Source organism: Chryseobacterium kimseyorum, from assembly GCF_025971945.1.
Lineage (GTDB): Bacteria > Bacteroidota > Bacteroidia > Flavobacteriales > Weeksellaceae > Chryseobacterium > Chryseobacterium kimseyorum.
Genome location: NZ_JAPDHW010000006.1, coordinates 61,887 through 80,227 on the forward strand (window position 1 = coordinate 61,887; position 18,341 = coordinate 80,227).

General features: G+C 37.1%; 13 protein-coding genes. 9 read left to right on the forward strand and 4 right to left on the reverse strand.

Annotation, left to right across the window (positions count from 1 at the left end):
* Positions 1-8: 8 nt before the first annotated feature.
* Entirely contained in the window at positions 9-2,132 is a 2,124-nt protein-coding gene (locus tag OMO38_RS09800; RefSeq protein ID WP_264750001.1) for a Tex family protein, read from the reverse strand.
* A gap of 201 nt (positions 2,133-2,333) precedes the next feature.
* A complete protein-coding gene (locus OMO38_RS09805) occupies positions 2,334-4,748 on the reverse strand; it encodes a hypothetical protein (protein WP_264750002.1) in 2,415 nt (804 codons plus the stop codon).
* Between the two features lie 471 nt (positions 4,749-5,219).
* On the opposite strand from OMO38_RS09805, the gene OMO38_RS09810 reads away from it, so the two are divergent.
* From OMO38_RS09810 to OMO38_RS09840, 7 genes are all read left to right on the forward strand, one after another.
* A complete protein-coding gene (locus tag OMO38_RS09810; protein ID WP_264750003.1) occupies positions 5,220-5,525 on the forward strand; it encodes a GIY-YIG nuclease family protein in 306 nt (101 codons plus the stop codon).
* Positions 5,526-5,965: 440 nt separating this feature from the next.
* Complete coding sequence (locus OMO38_RS09815; RefSeq protein ID WP_264750004.1) at positions 5,966-8,782, forward strand: type I restriction endonuclease subunit R; 2,817 nt, start codon at positions 5,966-5,968, stop codon at positions 8,780-8,782.
* Positions 8,782-10,719 carry a restriction endonuclease subunit S gene (locus tag OMO38_RS09820; protein WP_264750005.1) on the forward strand — a complete coding sequence of 646 codons (1,938 nt, stop codon included), beginning with the start codon at positions 8,782-8,784 and terminating at the stop codon, positions 10,717-10,719. The genes OMO38_RS09815 and OMO38_RS09820 overlap by 1 nt, the downstream gene beginning before the upstream one ends.
* A 1-nt stretch (position 10,720) precedes the next feature.
* Positions 10,721-12,247, forward strand: a complete 1,527-nt coding sequence (locus OMO38_RS09825) for a class I SAM-dependent DNA methyltransferase (RefSeq protein ID WP_264750006.1) — start codon at positions 10,721-10,723, stop codon at positions 12,245-12,247.
* Between the two features lie 54 nt (positions 12,248-12,301).
* On the forward strand, positions 12,302-13,636 hold the full coding sequence (locus tag OMO38_RS09830; RefSeq protein ID WP_264750007.1) for an SIR2 family protein: 1,335 nt from the start codon (positions 12,302-12,304) through the stop codon (positions 13,634-13,636).
* 9 nt (positions 13,637-13,645) lie between these two features.
* The gene (locus OMO38_RS09835) at positions 13,646-14,728 is read left to right on the forward strand and encodes a phosphomethylpyrimidine synthase ThiC (RefSeq protein ID WP_264750008.1); all 1,083 of its coding nucleotides are present in this window, start codon (positions 13,646-13,648) and stop codon (positions 14,726-14,728) included.
* Positions 14,729-14,854: 126 nt separating this feature from the next.
* Complete coding sequence (locus OMO38_RS09840) at positions 14,855-15,130, forward strand: DUF1294 domain-containing protein (RefSeq protein ID WP_264750009.1); 276 nt, start codon at positions 14,855-14,857, stop codon at positions 15,128-15,130.
* A 408-nt stretch (positions 15,131-15,538) separates the two neighbouring features.
* On the opposite strand, the gene OMO38_RS09845 is transcribed toward OMO38_RS09840, so the two are convergent.
* Positions 15,539-15,772 carry a hypothetical protein gene (locus OMO38_RS09845; protein WP_264750010.1) on the reverse strand — a complete coding sequence of 78 codons (234 nt, stop codon included), beginning with the start codon at positions 15,770-15,772 and terminating at the stop codon, positions 15,539-15,541.
* 649 nt (positions 15,773-16,421) lie between these two features.
* A complete protein-coding gene (locus tag OMO38_RS09850; protein WP_264750011.1) occupies positions 16,422-16,778 on the reverse strand; it encodes a hypothetical protein in 357 nt (118 codons plus the stop codon).
* Between the two features lie 100 nt (positions 16,779-16,878).
* Between OMO38_RS09850 and OMO38_RS09855 the strand changes: the two genes are divergently transcribed.
* Together OMO38_RS09855 and OMO38_RS09860 are read left to right on the forward strand one after the other, a co-directional pair.
* Entirely contained in the window at positions 16,879-17,157 is a 279-nt protein-coding gene (locus OMO38_RS09855) for a DUF1294 domain-containing protein (protein ID WP_264750012.1), read from the forward strand.
* A 478-nt stretch (positions 17,158-17,635) separates the two neighbouring features.
* Positions 17,636-18,184 (forward strand): type 1 glutamine amidotransferase domain-containing protein, encoded by a 549-nt coding sequence (locus OMO38_RS09860; RefSeq protein WP_264750013.1) that lies wholly within the window; start codon positions 17,636-17,638, stop codon positions 18,182-18,184.
* Positions 18,185-18,341 lie beyond the last annotated feature (157 nt).

Below are 18,341 nucleotides of genomic sequence, written 5' to 3' on the forward strand. Positions count from 1 at the left end.
ATTTTAAATTACAAAATCATACTCAGCTGAATTCTTTTCCTCGCCTCATCCACCTCAGTTACTCTCACCTGAACATGCTGATGAAGTTTCACCACTTCATTCACATCAGAGACAAAGCCTTCCTTCAACTGCGAGATATGAACCAGTCCGCTTTCTTTAATTCCCAAATCTACAAAACATCCGAAAGCGGTAATATTATTGACTATTCCCGGAAGAATCATTCCGATGCTCAGATTTTTAATGCTTTTTACATTCGGGTCAAATTCAAAAACTTTAGCCGCTTTTCTCGGGTCCAAACCTGGTTTTTCAAGTTCTTTTAAAATATCTTTTATCCCTAAAATACCAATTGTCTCATTAGTGTATTTTTCAGGTTGAACCAGAGCGATTTTCTCTTTGTTGGCAATCAGTTCGTCAGTTTTTATCCCTAAATCTTTTGCCATTTTCTCGATTATTCCATAAGCTTCAGGATGTACCGCCGAATTGTCTAAAGGATTTTTTGCATTGGTGATTCTGATAAATGCTGCAGCCTGTTGGTATGCTTTTTCGCCGAGACGTGGAACTTTCTTCAGTTGCTTCCGGTCTTCGAAAGCTCCGTTTTCAGCACGGTAATTCACAATATTTTCTGCCATTTTTTCACCGATTCCCGAGACATAACTTAAGAGCGATTTACTGGCAGTGTTCAAATTAATTCCGACAGAATTTACACATTTCATCACCGTAGAATCCAGTTCGTTTTTAAGCTGAGTCTGATCTACATCGTGCTGATACTGTCCCACACCAATTGATTTTGCATCAATTTTCACCAGTTCTGCTAACGGATCGGCCAAACGTCTTCCGATAGAAACGGCACCACGCACGGTCACATCATAACTTGGGAATTCATCTCTTGCGATTTTACTTGCAGAATACACCGAGGCTCCGGCTTCCGAGACCACAAAAACCTGCAAAGGCTTATCAAAAGCTATTTTTTTAATGAAAAATTCGGTCTCGCGACTTGCAGTTCCGTTTCCAATAGAGATAGCCTGAATATTGTAAGCATTCACCATCGATCGGATTTTTTTCATAGCCATACCGCTCTCGTTCTGAGGTGCGTGCGGGTAAAGAGTTTCGTTGTGGAGCAAATCTCCTTTTTCATCCAGACAGACCACCTTACAGCCACTTTTATAACCAGGATCGATTGCCAAGATTCTCTTTTCACCCAATGGCGGAGCCAGTAAAAGCTGACCTAAATTTTCAGAAAAGATTTCAATGGCTTTTTTATCTGCTTTTTCTTTAGCTTCCTGAAGCGCCTCATTTGAAATGGCAGGCTCCAGAAGTCTTTTATACGAATCTTTAATCGCTAAGGAAATTTGCTCTGAGCTTTCATTTCTGGATTTTATTACTGCGTTTTCTATAAAATCTACTGCTTCATCTTTATCAATGCCGATGTTGGTTTTCACAAAACCTTCAGCTTCAGCTCTCAGCATCGCCAGCAGACGGTGAGAAGGAGTTCTGTTCAGACTTTCTTCCCATTCAAAATACTGTGAAAACTTCTGCGCACCTTCTTCATCTTTCTTGGCTTTCACCACTTTTGAAGTGATTAATGCTTTCCGTTGAAAAAATCTGCGGAGATTCTTACGGACATACATATTTTCGTTGATCCATTCTGCCATAATGTCTCTCGCGCCTTGCAGAGCTTCTTCTTCAGACTGCACCTGATCATTCAGATACTTCGAAACCAAATGCTGTAAATCACTGGATTTTTGGCTCATAATGATTTTGGCTAAAGGTTCCAGTCCTTTTTCTTTCGCTGCATCAGCTTTTGTTTTTCTGCGTTTTTTGAAAGGCAAATACAAATCTTCCAGCTCCTGCAGGTCAAAACTTTCATCAATTCTGTTTTTTAACTCAGCACTTAGCGCATTCTGTTCTACAATGGATTTTAAAATACTTTCTTTACGTTTTACAATTTCATCAAACTGTTTATTCAGTTTAAATATCTGTTCGATCTGTATCTCATCCAGGTTTCCTGTTGCGTCTTTTCGGTAGCGGGAGATAAACGGAATGGTGCAGTCTTCAGAAAGTAATTTTAAAGTAGCGTTGATGCTTTTTTCGGAAACAGTAAGAGTGCTTTTGATAAAGTCGGTCGTATTCATGCGGCATTTTTGGAACTGCTAAAATAAGATTTTAAAAAGAAAAAAGACGGGTTGCCCCGCCCTGAATTTTTGATACTAAATTATCCCGTAAAAGGATCTTGGTGTCAAGCTATAATTAATAAACTCGATTATTTTTAAATCTAAAAAAGATACTATCAGATTAAGTTTATCTCAATAATTTTAAAAAAATTAAATGAAATACTAAGGTAGTATTTTGTCATAATACACCGGTGTGTAATTTTCATTATCAGATCCCATGATGATGAATCTGTATTTTTTTGCCGTGTCGTTATTATAAAAATCAACTGCTGCCGGATTAGGTTCCTCGGTTTCCAGAGAAGAATTCCAGTATAACACAGAACGGTAATCATAGCTTATTTTAGAAAGTTCAGAATTTCCATAATCTGCATCAGGATATTTTTCAGACTGGTTATAACCTTCCATTACAAAAAAATTAAGATCAGTCATTGTCAGCATATTATTGGCACGGGCTGGCGCCTGAGTGTCGCCTCTTTTGGTGTAGATCAATACAGCGCCATTTCCGCTGCCGGTCATTCCTACGGTGCCTTCTTTAATTATTTTTACCATTGCTATATTCGCAGATGAAATTCCGCTGAGCGAGTTTGCATCCATCAGCATTTCATCCAGATAAATGTTGGCTTTTCCCTGACGGATGTATGGAGTAGGAGTTCCGCCGTCATAATTAATCGTCAATCCGGCAACGCGACCCTGAAGCCACTGTAAAATATTGGGTGAACTTTGGGCAGACTGGTTTTCATTAACGAAATCAAAGACAATTTCATTGATGCTGCTGTACAGTGGACTGCTGAGTTTTTTATTAAGTTCTTCTGTAAGACTCTTCTTTTTGGCTTTTATTTTTACTTCTTCAATTGTAGTGATTCTTTCGTTGTACTCTTTTTTAGATCTTCTTGCTTCTATGGTTTTAGCCAATTCCGCAGACTGTGCTATTTCTGAAGATGATTTTCTGTCTACCAGTTGGTAATTTTCTACCGCAGGCAATTCTTTTTTTAATGGAATAAAAGTGTTGGTAGGATTGATGAAAACATTGGTTCTGCTTTTAAGAGCAGCATTGGCTCCGTTAATCTGATAGGTAATTTTAATGGGTTTTTCAAAAATCATATTGTCAAAAAAGAACTCGCCATTGCTGTCGGTCTCCACCTCGAAAATCTGATTGCCAGACTGATCTCCATCCACAAACATAATGAGGTTCTGCTGGGCCGCAGGTTTCGCATTGAGGGTAACTCTTCCTTTGTAGGAAATAAATTTTGAAGACTGATTGATAATAGTTGGATATTTTCCTGCCATAATTTCTTTCCAGTCAAACATTTTCCACTGTTCGGAAATCAGGAGTGCATCCAGCGCTTCTACATTTCTTTTTTCAGAAAAATATTGAGTAGGGCGATCTACTTTTGAGGTAACAGTACTGCTGAGCCATAATGAACTCAAAAGATTTTCGTCCTGCAGAGATTTTTTATCCTCAGGATCAAATACGGCGACAGAATAATTCGGAATGCCTTTCATTGATTTTATTTCAAATGAATTCAACTTTCTTTTTTCTACGCTCAAAGTTTTGGCTGTTACCTCAGGTACTGAAACTAAAAGATTCTGAGGCATGACAAAACACATTCTACTTGCCAGAACATTATCCTTATCATCAAAAACCGTAATCTGCAAGACACTGTTGATCAGTTGATTCGTTGGAATTGACTGAAAAACGTCTTTTAGCTGATTGATTTTGGCTTTATACACAAGCTGATCTCCAATGTTGGCTACAACGGTATAAAAAGGAAAGCTCTGTGCTGTATTCTGAACTTTATACCGAATGTTGTCTTTTTCACTGATCACCTGAAGACTTACTCCGGTTTCCGCAGCTTTTGGTAGAGCTACGGTATTTTTCTGTCCGTTATTATCTGTAATGACGGCTTCATAAATCTTATCTTTTTCCGGAGTAAATGTAAAAATTCCAACATTTCCGTCGAATCCTCTGAAAGTGGAAATTTTCTTTTCTGGATTGCTTTTCTCTATGACATATCCTTCCCACTGTGCCGGAGGTTTTCCTTTCGAGTGCAGACGCACGGCAACTTTACTTGAAATTCCCTGTATCAGCGTATTTCCTTCAGGATGCAGTGTGGCAGTCCAAGAGGATGTTTTATCTGCCACCAGTTTTTTTGGAGAATCAGGATTGTAAACCGGAATCTGCTTCAAATACTGAAAATCTTCATTCAGATTACTCATCATTGGAGTATAAGCCCGGAAGAAATACACATCTTCGCTCAGACTTTCAGGAAGCTGAATACTTCCCTGTACAGCACCATTAAAAACAGGAAAACGCTTTTTTAAAATTTGCTTCTTGTTGCGGTCATAGATCTCAACAAAAAAATTGGTGGACAGATCTGAGGTTGTAAAATTCCTGAAAACCATCGCATTAAACCAAACTGTCTCCCCAGAAAGATATAAATCTTTATCAGTGAGCATGTAAATATTTTCCTGAGAAAATTTTTCATTTAAAGTTTGAAGCGCTTTGTCAACGGTTTGCTGTGAAGAAAGCTGGCCCGTAAAAGCCGAGAAAAAACAGAATAAAAGTATTCTTTTCATTGCCTGACTGCATTAATTATCTGCAAATTAGTGAAAAAATGGAATACTTTTTAAATAATGAGAAACTTTATCGTGGCTTCGAGAGCCTCAGCCACCATTTTGTATAGGGTTTTAGCCATTATTCCGTTTAGAAATTTAGTGTCAGTCGGTTTAGAAACGTAACTAACATTTTTATTTAAAATCTCAGAACCATTGGATGAAGGACCTCAGCTATCATTTTATAGAGTTTCGGCCATTATTCAGTTTAGAAATTGAGTGTCATTCGGTTTAAAAATATAACTAACATTTGTATTTAAAATCTTAAACCGTTAGATGAAGACTTCAGACCGCTTAGAACCTAGGTTACCATTTATTTACTAGAAATGTGAAATGGCTTTTACATCTTTTTCAATATTCTATCCAAAAATTTTCTAAGCACTATTCTTAATTTGAATCAGAAAATATGATTAATTTTATAATTAAAACACAAATATGAAAGGCTGGATGTATATTCTCCTGTGCTCAGACGGCAGTTATTATACAGGAAGTACCAACAATCTCGAACTGCGGCTTGCTCAGCATCAGCGTGGGGAAGGAGCCAATAACACCAAAAAACGACTGCCCGTAAAATTGCTGTATTTCGAAGAATACGACAGAATCGATCTTGCCTTCTACCGCGAAAAACAGGTGCAGGGATGGAGCAGGAGAAAGAAGGAAGCGCTGATCAACGGCACACCAGAACTTTTGCCCCAGCTAGCAATTGCCTATCGAGATTTGAGAAGTGAAGCAGATTTGTAGTACGGGAAAGTAATGTGCGGTTACTAATGAGTGATCAATTCTGATCCAATGCCAGAGGTGGCTTCGAGTGCCTCAGCCACCGGGTTCCTTACTTTAATTGGTGAGCCGATTTCGATGATGTTTTTCTTGATAGATTACTTGATGATTTTATTTTGAGTCGTTGAGATACTATAAAAAGTAGCTTTCTCATGATGGAGTATAAACAGAAGAGTAAGCATATCCTACGTGTGAAAGAAAGAATAACCAAGATCCGATGCAAAAGAAACTGTAATCGTGATCCGATGCCTGAGGCTCTCGAAGGCAGAGGTGGCTTCGAGTGCCTCAGCCACCAAGTGTCATCATCTGAGAGGATAAATATTTGAGAAATTTCGTGTTTATGAGGATTCACGTAAAGGGGAAAATGGTTTTTTTGGTTATATTTGAAAAAACTAAAAAAAACTTTGACTCAACCTAATCAAAACCCAGAGCAAAAAGCCCGCGACCAGATCGATGCAATGCTGCAACAGGCTGGCTGGCACGTACAATCAAAGAATAATATTGATTTCAGTGTTGGAGTGGGTGTGGCTATTCGTGAATACCAAACCAGTGTCGGTCCTGCAGATTATGTTCTGTTTGTCAATCAAAAACCTTTGGGATTGATAGAAGCCAAAAAGGAAGATGAAGGACATCGGCTTACCGTTGTTGAAGAGCAGTCAAAAGAATATGCAACGGCTGACCTGAAGTTTTTCAAGAATACAGAAGGATTAAAATACATTTACGAAAGCACGGGTGTTGTTACCCGATTTACTGATTATACCGACCCAAAGCCTCGGGGCAGAAATGTTTTCAGTTTTCATAAGCCCGAGACTTTATTGGAATGGTCGAAGAGAGAAAAAAGTTTAAGAGGAAGGTTTGCTGATTATCCAGTATTGGACGAAACAAATTTGCGTCCGGCGCAGATTATTGCCATTAATAATTTGGAGAAATCTTTTAAAGGCAATCGACCAAAAGCATTAATTCAAATGGCGACGGGTGCCGGAAAAACCTTTACTGCCGCCACTTTTATTTACCGCTTACTGAAATTTGCAAAGGCTAAACGCATTCTGTTTTTAGTCGATACCAAAAACTTAGGAGAGCAAGCCGAGCAGGAGTTCAGAGCTTTTCAGCCACAGGATGATAACCGCAAGTTTACAGAGTTGTATAACGTACAAAGATTGACGTCGAGCTATATCGCTGATGAAAGTCAGGTTTGTATTTCTACTATTCAGCGGATGTATTCTATTTTGCAGGGCGAGGAAATGGATGAGGATGAAGATGTAGTTAATCCCAATGAAAATTCAGGCTGGATAGAAAAACAGTTGGCAAAAAAAGATGCCATTCCGGTTGCCTACAATTCAAAAGTTCCTATTGAGCAGTTTGATTTTATTATCATTGATGAATGTCACCGTTCTATCTACAATCTTTGGAAACAGGTATTAGATTATTATGATGCTTTTTTGGTGGGCTTAACTGCAACGCCCGATAAAAGAACTTTTGGCTTCTTTAATGAAAATGTAGTCAGCCAATATACATACGAAGAATCGGTGATTGACGGAGTGAACGTTCCTTACGATGTTTATTTAATAGAAACCGATATTTCCACCAAAGGAGCTTTGATTGAAAAAGGCTGGTTTGTGGACAGAAGAGATAAATTATCAAGAGCCAAACGCTGGCAACAGGAAGATGAAGATACCGCTTATCTGCGAAATGATTTAGATAAAAAGGTAGTCAACATCAGTCAAATCCGAACGATTATTACGGCTTACAGAGATGCGTTGAGAAAGGATATTTTCCCGAATCGTTATGATGAAAATGGTGAATATGAAGTTCCTAAAACTTTGATCTTTGCCAAAACCGACAGCCACGCTGATGACATCATCAACATCATTAGAGAAGTATTTGACGAAGGCAATGACTTCTGCAAAAAGGTAACCTATAAAATAGAAGAAGACCCGAAATCGGTGCTGAACCGTTTTAGAAACGACTACTATCCGCGTATTGCTGTAACGGTTGATATGATTGCAACCGGAACCGATGTGAAACCCTTGGAGGTGTTGCTGTTTATGCGGGATGTCAGAAGTATCAATTATTTTGAACAGATGAAAGGACGTGGTACCCGTACCATTCCTGCTGATAAATTAAAACTGGTGACCAAAACTGCCGATGCTAAAACACATTTCGTGATTGTAGATGCAGTGGGTGCCACCAAATCTAAAAAGACCGACAGCCGACCGCTGGAGCGACAGCCAACTATTCCATTGAAAGATTTGTTGCAGGCCGTAACAATGGGGGTGCAGGAAGAAGACGTGTATCTTTCATTGGCAAACCGACTTATCCGTCTGGAAAAACAACTGACCGATGCCGAAAAAGAGAGGATACAGGAACTGGCAAAAGGGAAAAGTCTAAAGCAGATGACCCGTGAATTAATTGAGGCTTTTGATGCCGATGTGATTGCCGATAAAGCAAATGCAATTATTGCACAAATCCCGGTTGAAGAACGTACGCCTGCCAAAGAAGCAGAAGCTAAAGCAGAAGCCCAGGAAGCCTTGATGAGAACCGCATCACTCACTTTTAACGGCAAACTGAACGACCATATTGATAATGTACGCAAACAGCACGACCAAATTATTGACCATATTAATTTGGATGAGGTGACTAAAGCAGAATGGGACACTGAATCGGTGGACAAAGCAAAAGCCTTGATTAACGATTTCAGCGAATACCTGAAAGCCAATAAAGACGAGATACAGGCGCTGAGTATTTTCTACGACCAGCCTTACAATCGCCGCAACATTACTTTTAAAATGATAAAAGAAGTAATGGATAAACTGAAATTGGAAAAACCGCTATTAGCTCCGGCTCACGTTTGGAATGCTTATGCGGGTTTAGAAGAAGTGAAAAGCGACTGCCCGAAAGATGAACTCACAGCATTGGTTTCTTTGATTAGAAAAGTGTGTGGCATAGATGAAGAGCTGAAACCTTTTGATAAAACCATTGACGAGAATTATAGAAGGTGGACATTAGCGAAAAATGCCGGAAAGCATAACCGTTTTACAAAGGAACAATGGGAATGGCTGCGAATGATAAAAGACCACATTGTAAGTTCGTACCACATTGAGCTGGATGATTTAGATTACAACCCTTTTGACAGCAAAGGCGGAAGAGGAAAGATGTACCAATTGTTTGGTAACGAAATGGATAGTATTATTAATGAATTAAATGAAGCATTAGCGGCATAATGAGAGAAGATTGGATAGAGTGTAAATTTGATGATGTATTTTTCACAACATCAGGTGGAACGCCAAGTAGAAGAAACGAAAATTATTATATCGGAAATATACCTTGGATAAAATCTGGGGAACTAAAAAGTAATGTTATAACCGAAGCAGAAGAATTTATTTCAGAAGAAGCGGTAAAAAATTCAAGTGCTAAAGTATTTCCGGCTGGAACGATTCTTTTAGCTTTATACGGTGCTACAATCGGGAAAATTGCAATTTTGGGAATTCCTGCGGCAACTAATCAAGCAATTTGTGGAATATTTGAAACTCCATTTGTTTTCAGTAAATATGCTTATTATTATTTAGTAAATAAGAAATCATATCTTATTAAGCAGGGCATTGGCGGAGCACAGCCAAATATTAGTCAAACAATTCTAAAGAATTTAGATTTCTCTTTACCACCCCTTCCCGAACAAAGAGCCATTGTTAAAAAATTAGAAAGTTTATTTAGCAGTTTAGATGCCGGTGTTGCCGATTTAAAAAAAGCACAACAGCAATTAAAAATCTACAGGCAAGCGGTTTTGAAAAAGGCGTTTGAAGAAAGTGATGGATTTTGTAGAATTGGGGAATATTTTAGCTTCTTAGGTGGAGGAACACCAAGTAAACAAAATAAAGATTATTGGAATGGAAATATTAATTGGGCATCAATTAAGGACATTAAAGGTGATATTCTAAATAATACTATTGATTATATAACCGAAGATGGATTACAGAATAGTTCTTCTAATCTTGCTGAAAAAGATGAAGTTATTTTAGCAACAAGAATTAATCCTGGAAAAACAATCATTTCCAATATTAGAACAGCTATTAACCAAGATTTAAAAGTTATAAAACCACTTCAGAAATGCGACCACAAATACGTTCATTACTTATTTAAATCAATTGAGCATAAGTGTTTGAAAGTTTCAAGTGGAACAACTGTATTGGGTATCAGCCTCCCAAATTTAAAAGAAATAGAAATCCCTTTTGAGGAAGACATTAACAAACAAGCTCAAATCGTCAAACATATCGAATCTCGTTTATCTGTTTGTGATTCCATCGAACAAAATATCAAAGAAAGTTTAGAAAAAGCAGAAGCCTTGCGCCAAAGTATTCTTAAAAAAGCATTTGCAGGTAATTTGTTAACCGCACAGGAATTGGCAGAATGCAAACAGGCTGCAGATTATGAACCTGCAAGTGTATTGCTGGAGCGGATAAAAGCAAAGCAGAACAAAGCAACGGCTAAACCAAGCAAAAAGAAAGTGGCTCAACCTTTAGTTGTGGCTATAACAGAAACTTCGGTTGCAAAAATATCAGCAGACATTCACGCAGGCTTAATAGCTAAAGTGATTAAAATTCATGAAGAGAATCCCGCATCAATAGATAACTTAAGTCACATTAAATGTGAAAAGATTGCCCATTTGGTTGAGTACCATTTGCAGATTCCATTGGGCAGACAGCCTGTAAAAGATGCTGCAGGTCCGGATGATTATCCGCACTTGAAGAAAATAGAACACCGTGCAAAAATGGCCAACTATTTTGCTATACAAAAGAAAGAGATTGGGTATTCCTATTCTTCGGCAAAAAATTCAGATAAGGCAATCGAGAAATTTCAGTCTACACTTTCAGATGAAAAGAACAGGCAGTTGGATAATTTAATAGCTTTGTTTTTAAAGTTTGATTTAGAGGTTTCAGAAATTATCGCCACCACATACGCAGGATGGAACAATTTAATTCTTAGTGGAAATGCAAATCCATCAGATGAAGAAATCGTTTATGAATCAAGAGAAAACTGGTCAGAACGAAAGTTAAAGATTACAAGAGAACGCTTTTTCAAAGCAATTGAATGGATGCGAAAAAATGAGATAGTGCCAACAGGATATGGAGCGGTAGTTCCTTTCCCAAAAAAGAAGAATTAAAATGACAGAAGCAGCAATAGTATCAAAAATATGGAATCTGGCGAATGTAATGCGCCACGATGGAGTCGGGTATGGAGATTATTTGGAACAAATCACCTATCTGCTATTTCTTAAAATGGTGGATGAGTTAAATAAACCACCTTATAACAGAAACCTGAAACTACCAAGACTTAAAGATGCAGAAGGAAAAGAAGTGGAAGGTGCAGAAGTTTGTTCATGGGAGAACTTAGTTTCAAAAAACGGTGCTGAACTGGAGTCTTTTTATATCCAGGCATTGCGTTCACTAGGAACGGAAAAGGGAATGTTAGGACAAATCTATGTGAAGAGCCAAAATAAAATACAGGACCCGTCTAATCTGCAGCGCATCATCACTATGATTGGCAAAGAAGACTGGAGCTTAATGGGTGCTGATGTAAAAGGAACGATCTATGAAGGTTTGCTCGAAAAGAACGCAGAAGATACCAAATCGGGAGCAGGACAATATTTCACACCAAGAGCTTTAATCAGAACAATGGTAGCCTGTGTACAACCTAAACCAATGAAAACCGTGATAGACCCGGCTTGCGGTTCAGGCGGTTTCTTTTTGGCAGCCTACGATTGGTTAACAGAAAACAATAAATTAGATAAAGATGAAAAGATGTTCTTAAAGAACAGTACTTTTCACGGCAATGAAATTGTAGCCAGTACGCGCAGAATGTGTCTGATGAATTTGTATCTTCACGGTATCGGGGAGATAGATGCAGAACCACTGGTAAAATCAAATGATGCACTGATAGCAGCAGAAAGCCAGACTTACGATTATATTTTAGCCAACCCACCGTTCGGTAAAAAAAGCGGGATGACGGTTACTAATGAAGATGGAGATATTGAGAAAGAAGATATCAGCTACAACCGTCAGGATTTTTGGGAAACAACGAGCAATAAACAGCTGAACTTTTTGCAGCACATTAAATCGTTGATGAAGATTGATGGAGAAGCGGCAGTGGTGTTACCTGACAATGTTTTGTTTGAAGGCGGAGCCGGAGAGGAAATCAGAAAGCAACTTTTAAAAACAACAGAACTACATACGATTTTGCGTTTGCCCACAGGTATTTTCTACGCCAATGGTGTAAAAGCAAATGTATTATTCTTTAATAACAAACCTGCCAATAAAGAGGCGTGGACCAAAGAAGTTTGGTTTTATGATTACAGAACCAATATTCATCACACCCTAAAGAAAAAGCCGTTGGCAGAATCTGACTTATCGGATTTTATAGCATGCTACAATTCTTCCAACATCAACAAAAGAAAAGAAACCTGGAGCGAAGAAAACCAAGACGGTCGCTGGAGAAAATATAGTTATGACGAAATTATTGCAAGAGATAAAACCAGTTTGGATATCTTTTGGGTAAAAGACCAAAGCTTAACAGATTTGGATAACTTGCCGGATCCTGATGTTTTGGCACTGGAGATTATTGATAATATTGAGGCAGGATTAGCGAGTTTCAGAGAGATTGTGAGTGAGCTGGAGAAGAGTGAGGAGATATAAATATAATAATATTTTGTCTGATATCTGTATGTGTAATCTAATTTTAAAAAAAATATGTCATCCGCCGTTAAAAAATTTATAAAAGAATATTCTGAAGAGCTTATTGCAGGTAAGGCAGCATATTTTATTGGTGCTGGAATATCAGTAAATTCTAATCTACCAAGTTGGACCGAATTAATCAAACCTTTTGCAAAAAAAATAGGAATTAAAGATATTATTGGCAAGGATATGACTTTAATGGCTCAATACGTTATCAATGAAGAGTTTGGTAATAAAGGGCCTTTTTTAGATTCGATTTCACGCAAATTTAGAAGAAGATATTTTCCTAATCCTTATCATTATGCGATATCAAAAACTAATATCACAACTATATGGACGACTAACTATGATAATTTGCTTGAAGAGGTGTTTGCAAATGTTGCAACAGACATAAAATTCACTGATGAATCAATTTCGCGCGATGTACCTGATAATAAAGTGGAAATAATAAAGATGCATGGTTGTATCTATAATTCTCATAGAAGCGATATTACTATTACGCAGTCAGATTACGAAGATTTTTTTGAGAAAAAACCTGCTATAGTTCAACGTCTTAGAATGGATCTTTTGCAAAAGTCCTTTCTTTTTATTGGTTATGGATACAATGATTCAAATATTCAAAACATAATCACGGAAGCCAGAAGATTATCTGGTAATAATACACGTCAGCATTATTTAATTACTACTGATAAAAAGAGCAGAGAATTTGATCTTTGGTGTTTGAATCTGAGAAGATATGGTATTAGAGTAATTAGAATTAATAAAAATGAAGATCTTCTACCAATACTAGAAAGTTTATCTCTACATTCTAGAGGTAGAAGTGTATTTATAACTGGATCACATAATACATTTAGTTCTAAAAATGCTAAAAAATTAAGTAAAAAACTTGCTAGAATACCTGAAACTATATTTAATGACGGTCAATCCTCTGGTCTAATGCGTATTGCTTCAAATGCATTTATGGAGACAATTATTGATAACAAAGATGATGTAACGAAAAGATTTAGATTTTTCCCAAATCCTTATTCGGCAAATCCCAAGTTCGCAAATGATGTATCGTTGTTGCCTACGCTGAAAGAGTGGCGTATTCCTTTATTTAAATCTACATATGTAGTGATAGCATTTGACGGAGGAATGGGTACAAAAGCAGAAGTAGAAATAGCATTGGATATGGGTTGTATTGTGATTCCTTTTTTCTCTGATAAGAAAAGTGAAACTTGGCAGCTTTTGAAAAATAAATTATTGATTGAAAGAATAGAAAAACATGATAAAAAGTATATTAAAAATCTGCGAAAGGAAATCATTAAATATAATGATCTACTTCGTATAATAAAAAACATTTTAAGGTAGTGTTCTATTATGAAGCACAAAATTAATTTATATTACAATAATGGCTTGAAATCTGCGGGTAAAAATTCCAAAACTTTAGTTTCAGTACTGACTGGCGCAACATCTCCTAAGGATGTTGCCAATCAATTGAAAAAGATAGAAACCGTTAGCAAGTTAGAATTCAGCGAACAACCAGATATTATTTCTGATCTAAGTCTACAAACTAGCAAATCCTTTTTGTACAAAGATATAATTGAAAATTTTCCAGATTATATTGTATCTACACTACCTATTTATCAATGTAAAATAAAAGACAAATTAGTAGATGAAAATGAATTGCTTGAGATAGCCCAAGAACAAATAGAAAAAGGGGTTAGTTTTATAACAATACACCCAACGATAAATTACTCAATCATGCAATTGGCACAAAAACGAATTGTACCTTGGACTTCTAGAGGAGGGGCAATTGTGATGAATGATCTGTCAACAAGAAATTTTCATGTTGATAATGTCTATATCAAAATTTTAGACGAGATAATAGTACTCGCAAAAAAACATAAAACAGTTATCAGTATTGGAGCATCTTTTCGATCTGCAAATATATTTGATAGTGTTGATGAATGTCAAATTGAAGAATTTAAATTGCAAAAAGAAATAGCAGATTACATATATGATAGAGGTGTTGATGTAATTATAGAAGGACCTGGACATAGTTCTCCCAATAAACTAAAAGACGTTGCACAATATTATCAGAAAATGGGATATCCTATCATGCCACTAGGACCAATACCAACAGATATTTCAATTGGCCAAGATCACATATCGTCAGCAATCGGAGCTACTATTCTGGGTATGCTTGATTGTGTTGATATTATAACTTCAGTTACTAGAGAAGAGCATACCGGAAAAATACCTAGTGTAGAGTCTTCAATTGAAGCAATCAAAGCAGCAAAAATAGCAGCCCATATTATTGACCTTTACAAAGTTGAAGATTTTTCTCAGGACAATTTAATTGTTCAATACAGAGCAAAACATCAAACATGTATATATGGAAAAAAAAGTTCAGGATGTAGTAGATGTGCACATGTTTGTCCTTTAAAGATACGATGTTAGTAAAATGCAAAAAACATCACAAAATAATTTTTTTCTTCATTCAACTTTTTGAAGGTTATTTATAACATGATGAACCTTGAAAATGCTTTTTTACAAAAGATTAGAAATCTTGAAAAAATGACAATTATGACCCTAAAATACTACCTCCTCATCATAACCCTTATCACCTTCTTTGCATTCGGATGGGACAAGAGGCTGGCAAAAAACAAAAAGCCAAGACTTGCCGAAAGTGTTTTGCTGATGCTCACGTTTTTGGGCGGTACTTTTGGTGCTTTTATTGGGATAACTTTTTTCAGACACAAATACGCCAAAAAAACATTTATCCTGAAACTGGTATTGGTGGTTGCTGTACAACTGACTCTAATTTTTCTTCTAAAGGAACATCTGACGGAGCAGCGGTGAGTTACAATTTATTTTATCCTGATTAGTTTTCAACTTACTGAGCATATTATTCTCTTACCTGAGTATGTACTTTTTCAACTCAGGCTTGCTAAGCTTAAAAGTCGCTGCTTATGAATAAACTTGACAAGGTTTTAATTAGAATTTGTCTGAGCTCCACAAACTTCTCGATACAATTTTTTGAAAAATTACTCGAAGTGACCTAACGATAAAGAAATTGTTTTTGTGAGGATTAAGAAGTAATTAAGAACTAACCTGCGAAAGGCTGTTTTCGTTGCGACGATTAACCTTGACAGGTTTTCTCTGAAGGATAGCCTGTTGAGATCAATTTTTCAAAAACAAACTTAAGTCAAAACAAAAACAGGCAGCCAAAAGGCAGCCTGTTTTCATATATAATAGTGGTTTGGTGTCTTATTTATAATACGCGGGGCGGCGGCTTAACTGGACGGGATTACGGTAGGTGCGTTTGATCTTGACCTTTCCGGTTGCCAGATCATCAACAAGTTCTACATTAAAATTTCCCATTCCGTAAATAATCGAATGAAAGTAGGAGCATTTCTGTTCCAGAATTACGGTGCCTTCGTTCTGCACCAACGCTAGCTGAACTTCAGTATCGAGTTCAAGAAATTGATCGTAGGTATACATTGTGAGTGGTTTCCGATTTTGGTAACAAGAACTGTGCCTGAAGGAGATTTTTTTTGAGATATGGGTGTTTTTTTTGTTGGGTGATGGATGAGAGATGTTGGGTAATGGATGAGAGATGATTGATGATTGATGATTGATGATTGATGGGGATAGGATTATTTCGCTTCAATCGCAACGACTTTTTGTATGATCTACGGACTGTTAAGCAATAGTGTTGTAAAATAATTTAGAGTTTTAGGATTTATCAAAGTTATTTTCTATTAGCTAAAACCTTTGTCAGGTTGTTGAATGGAATTTGTTTTGTGAAACACGAACTTCTCGATACAATTTTTCTTTGAAAAATCACTCGAAGTGACGGTGGGCAAATGACAGGAGTTTTTTTTTGTTGTAAGAATATGGAGGTGGGCTTTAAGTTGAAATATCTTATAACAGTACAACTGCATCAATTTTATTACTGATCAAATTTGATAAGTTGTTGAATGGAATTTGTTTTGTGAAACACGAACTTCTCGATACAATTTTTCTTTGAAAAATCACTCGAAGTGACGGTGGGCAAATGACAGGAGTTTTTTTTTCTGTGTATTCGTAATGGGTTGAGAGAAGTGCTTACATAAGCTTGATTTGCTGCGTTTGTAATAACTGAGAAATTTTAATTCAAAAACTCGGTCGTATTCAGTCTGACACAATACTCAGTTCCCAGATACAAGGGATTGCCATGTTTTTCAGACCAGAAGCCATCCAGAAGATCTTTCGACAGACATCGGTAAACCGCAGTGCCTTTGTACATTTTCTGATCATCACCTTCATACTGGAAATTAATCACCAGAATATCTTCCTTAAAAAAACCGGTACCATTCTGTTCGTGGTCTCCAATGATCCATTGGGCGATTATGCGGTTGTTTTCGTCAAGTGAAAGCGTCAGAACTCCGTGATAGGAGATATGATCCGTTTCTTCCTGATTACTGCCCTGAATGGAGTAGCTGCCCACCAAATTCTGTACTGTCATTAATTTATTTTTATGAACAGCAAATGTAAAAACTTTTATGCGCTCGGGTCTGTTTTGCCTGCCTTTTTCTCATATTTATTTTTGTTTTAGATTTGCTTTCATGTTATACCTGTTTGCTATCATCAATCTGATCACTTTCGCGGCATTTGCAATGGATAAATGGAAAGCTGCCAAACACAGAAGAAGAATTTCTGAATTTTCTTTACTGAACATCACATTTTTTGGAGGAACAGCAGGAGCAGTTTTGGCCATGTTGATTTTCAGACATAAGGTTTCGAAGAAGAGTTTTCTGGTTAAGTTTTTAGGGATTGTTGTATTGCAGGTTGGGATTTTCTTAGGATGCTGGAAGCTGAAGGTTGGATGTTTTGGTGGACTGTAAATCAGAGTTTGTCTCGATTGGTGATGCTTTGAGTTGTTGCAGAAACTCCGATGTAGGAAGATGTAAGATCGATGTTTTGGCAGACTTAGATCACAGGTTGTACTGGTCAGAGATGCATTGCGTTGATGCGGAAATTAGGATGATGGAAGATTAGTAGAGCTTTGGATGAGAATCTTTCCGATGAGGAATTTCTGATGCGCGATGCTCTTTCTTTAGTAAAAGCCGCCAGTACTGAAGTTGTGTAGATAATAAAAAATTACCGATTGTATAAAACTTATGTATAATAGCTGTCGATTCATTTGTAAAGTTCTCAGGAGCTAAAAAGCTTAAAGCAAGAAGCCAGCAGCCAGCAGCCAGTAGCCAACAGCCAATAGCCAATAGCCAACAATATATTTAACATTTTTTTAATATCCCAAAGCCTTCCTGCGGCATTATATTTTCTTAGACATTGGCATAATAACACCAAAAATAAAATATTATGTCAAAGAAAATTGCAATATTAGCAACCGACGGATTTGAAGAAAGCGAATTAAAATCTCCAAAAGAACATTTGGAGCAGCAGGGATGGACGGCTCACATTATCAGTCCGGAATCAGGAACTATTAAAGCTTGGGCAGAAAAGGACTGGGGACAGGAATACAATGTCGATAAAACATTAGATGAAGCTTCAGCTTCTGATTATGATGCACTGGTTTTGCCCGGCGGAGTAATCAATCCAGATCAATTGAGAACCAATGAAAAAGCTTTAAGTTTTGTAAGAGACTTTTTCACTCAGCACAAACCTGTTTCTGCGATCTGTCACGGTCCGCAGATTCTGATCAATGCTGAGGTAGTGGAAGGCAGAAACCTGACTTCAGTCGACTCTATCAGCAAAGACCTTAAAAACGCCGGTGCAGTTTGGGAAGACAGTGAAGTTGTGGTTGACAACGGTCTGGTGACTAGCCGTACTCCAAAAGATCTTCCGGCCTTCAATGCCAAAATGGTTGAAGAAATCAAAGAAGGCAAACACGAAGACCAAAACGCATAATCAAATTGAATAAGCATATAAAAGAAAGACTCGCATCAGATGATGTGAGTCTTTCTGTTTTAAATTAATACCATTCACTGATCATACTATTCAGGCGATATCAAAAGAAAATTATTTTCACCATTTAGGGTTTGGGGAAAAAAAAATTTCGAGAGAC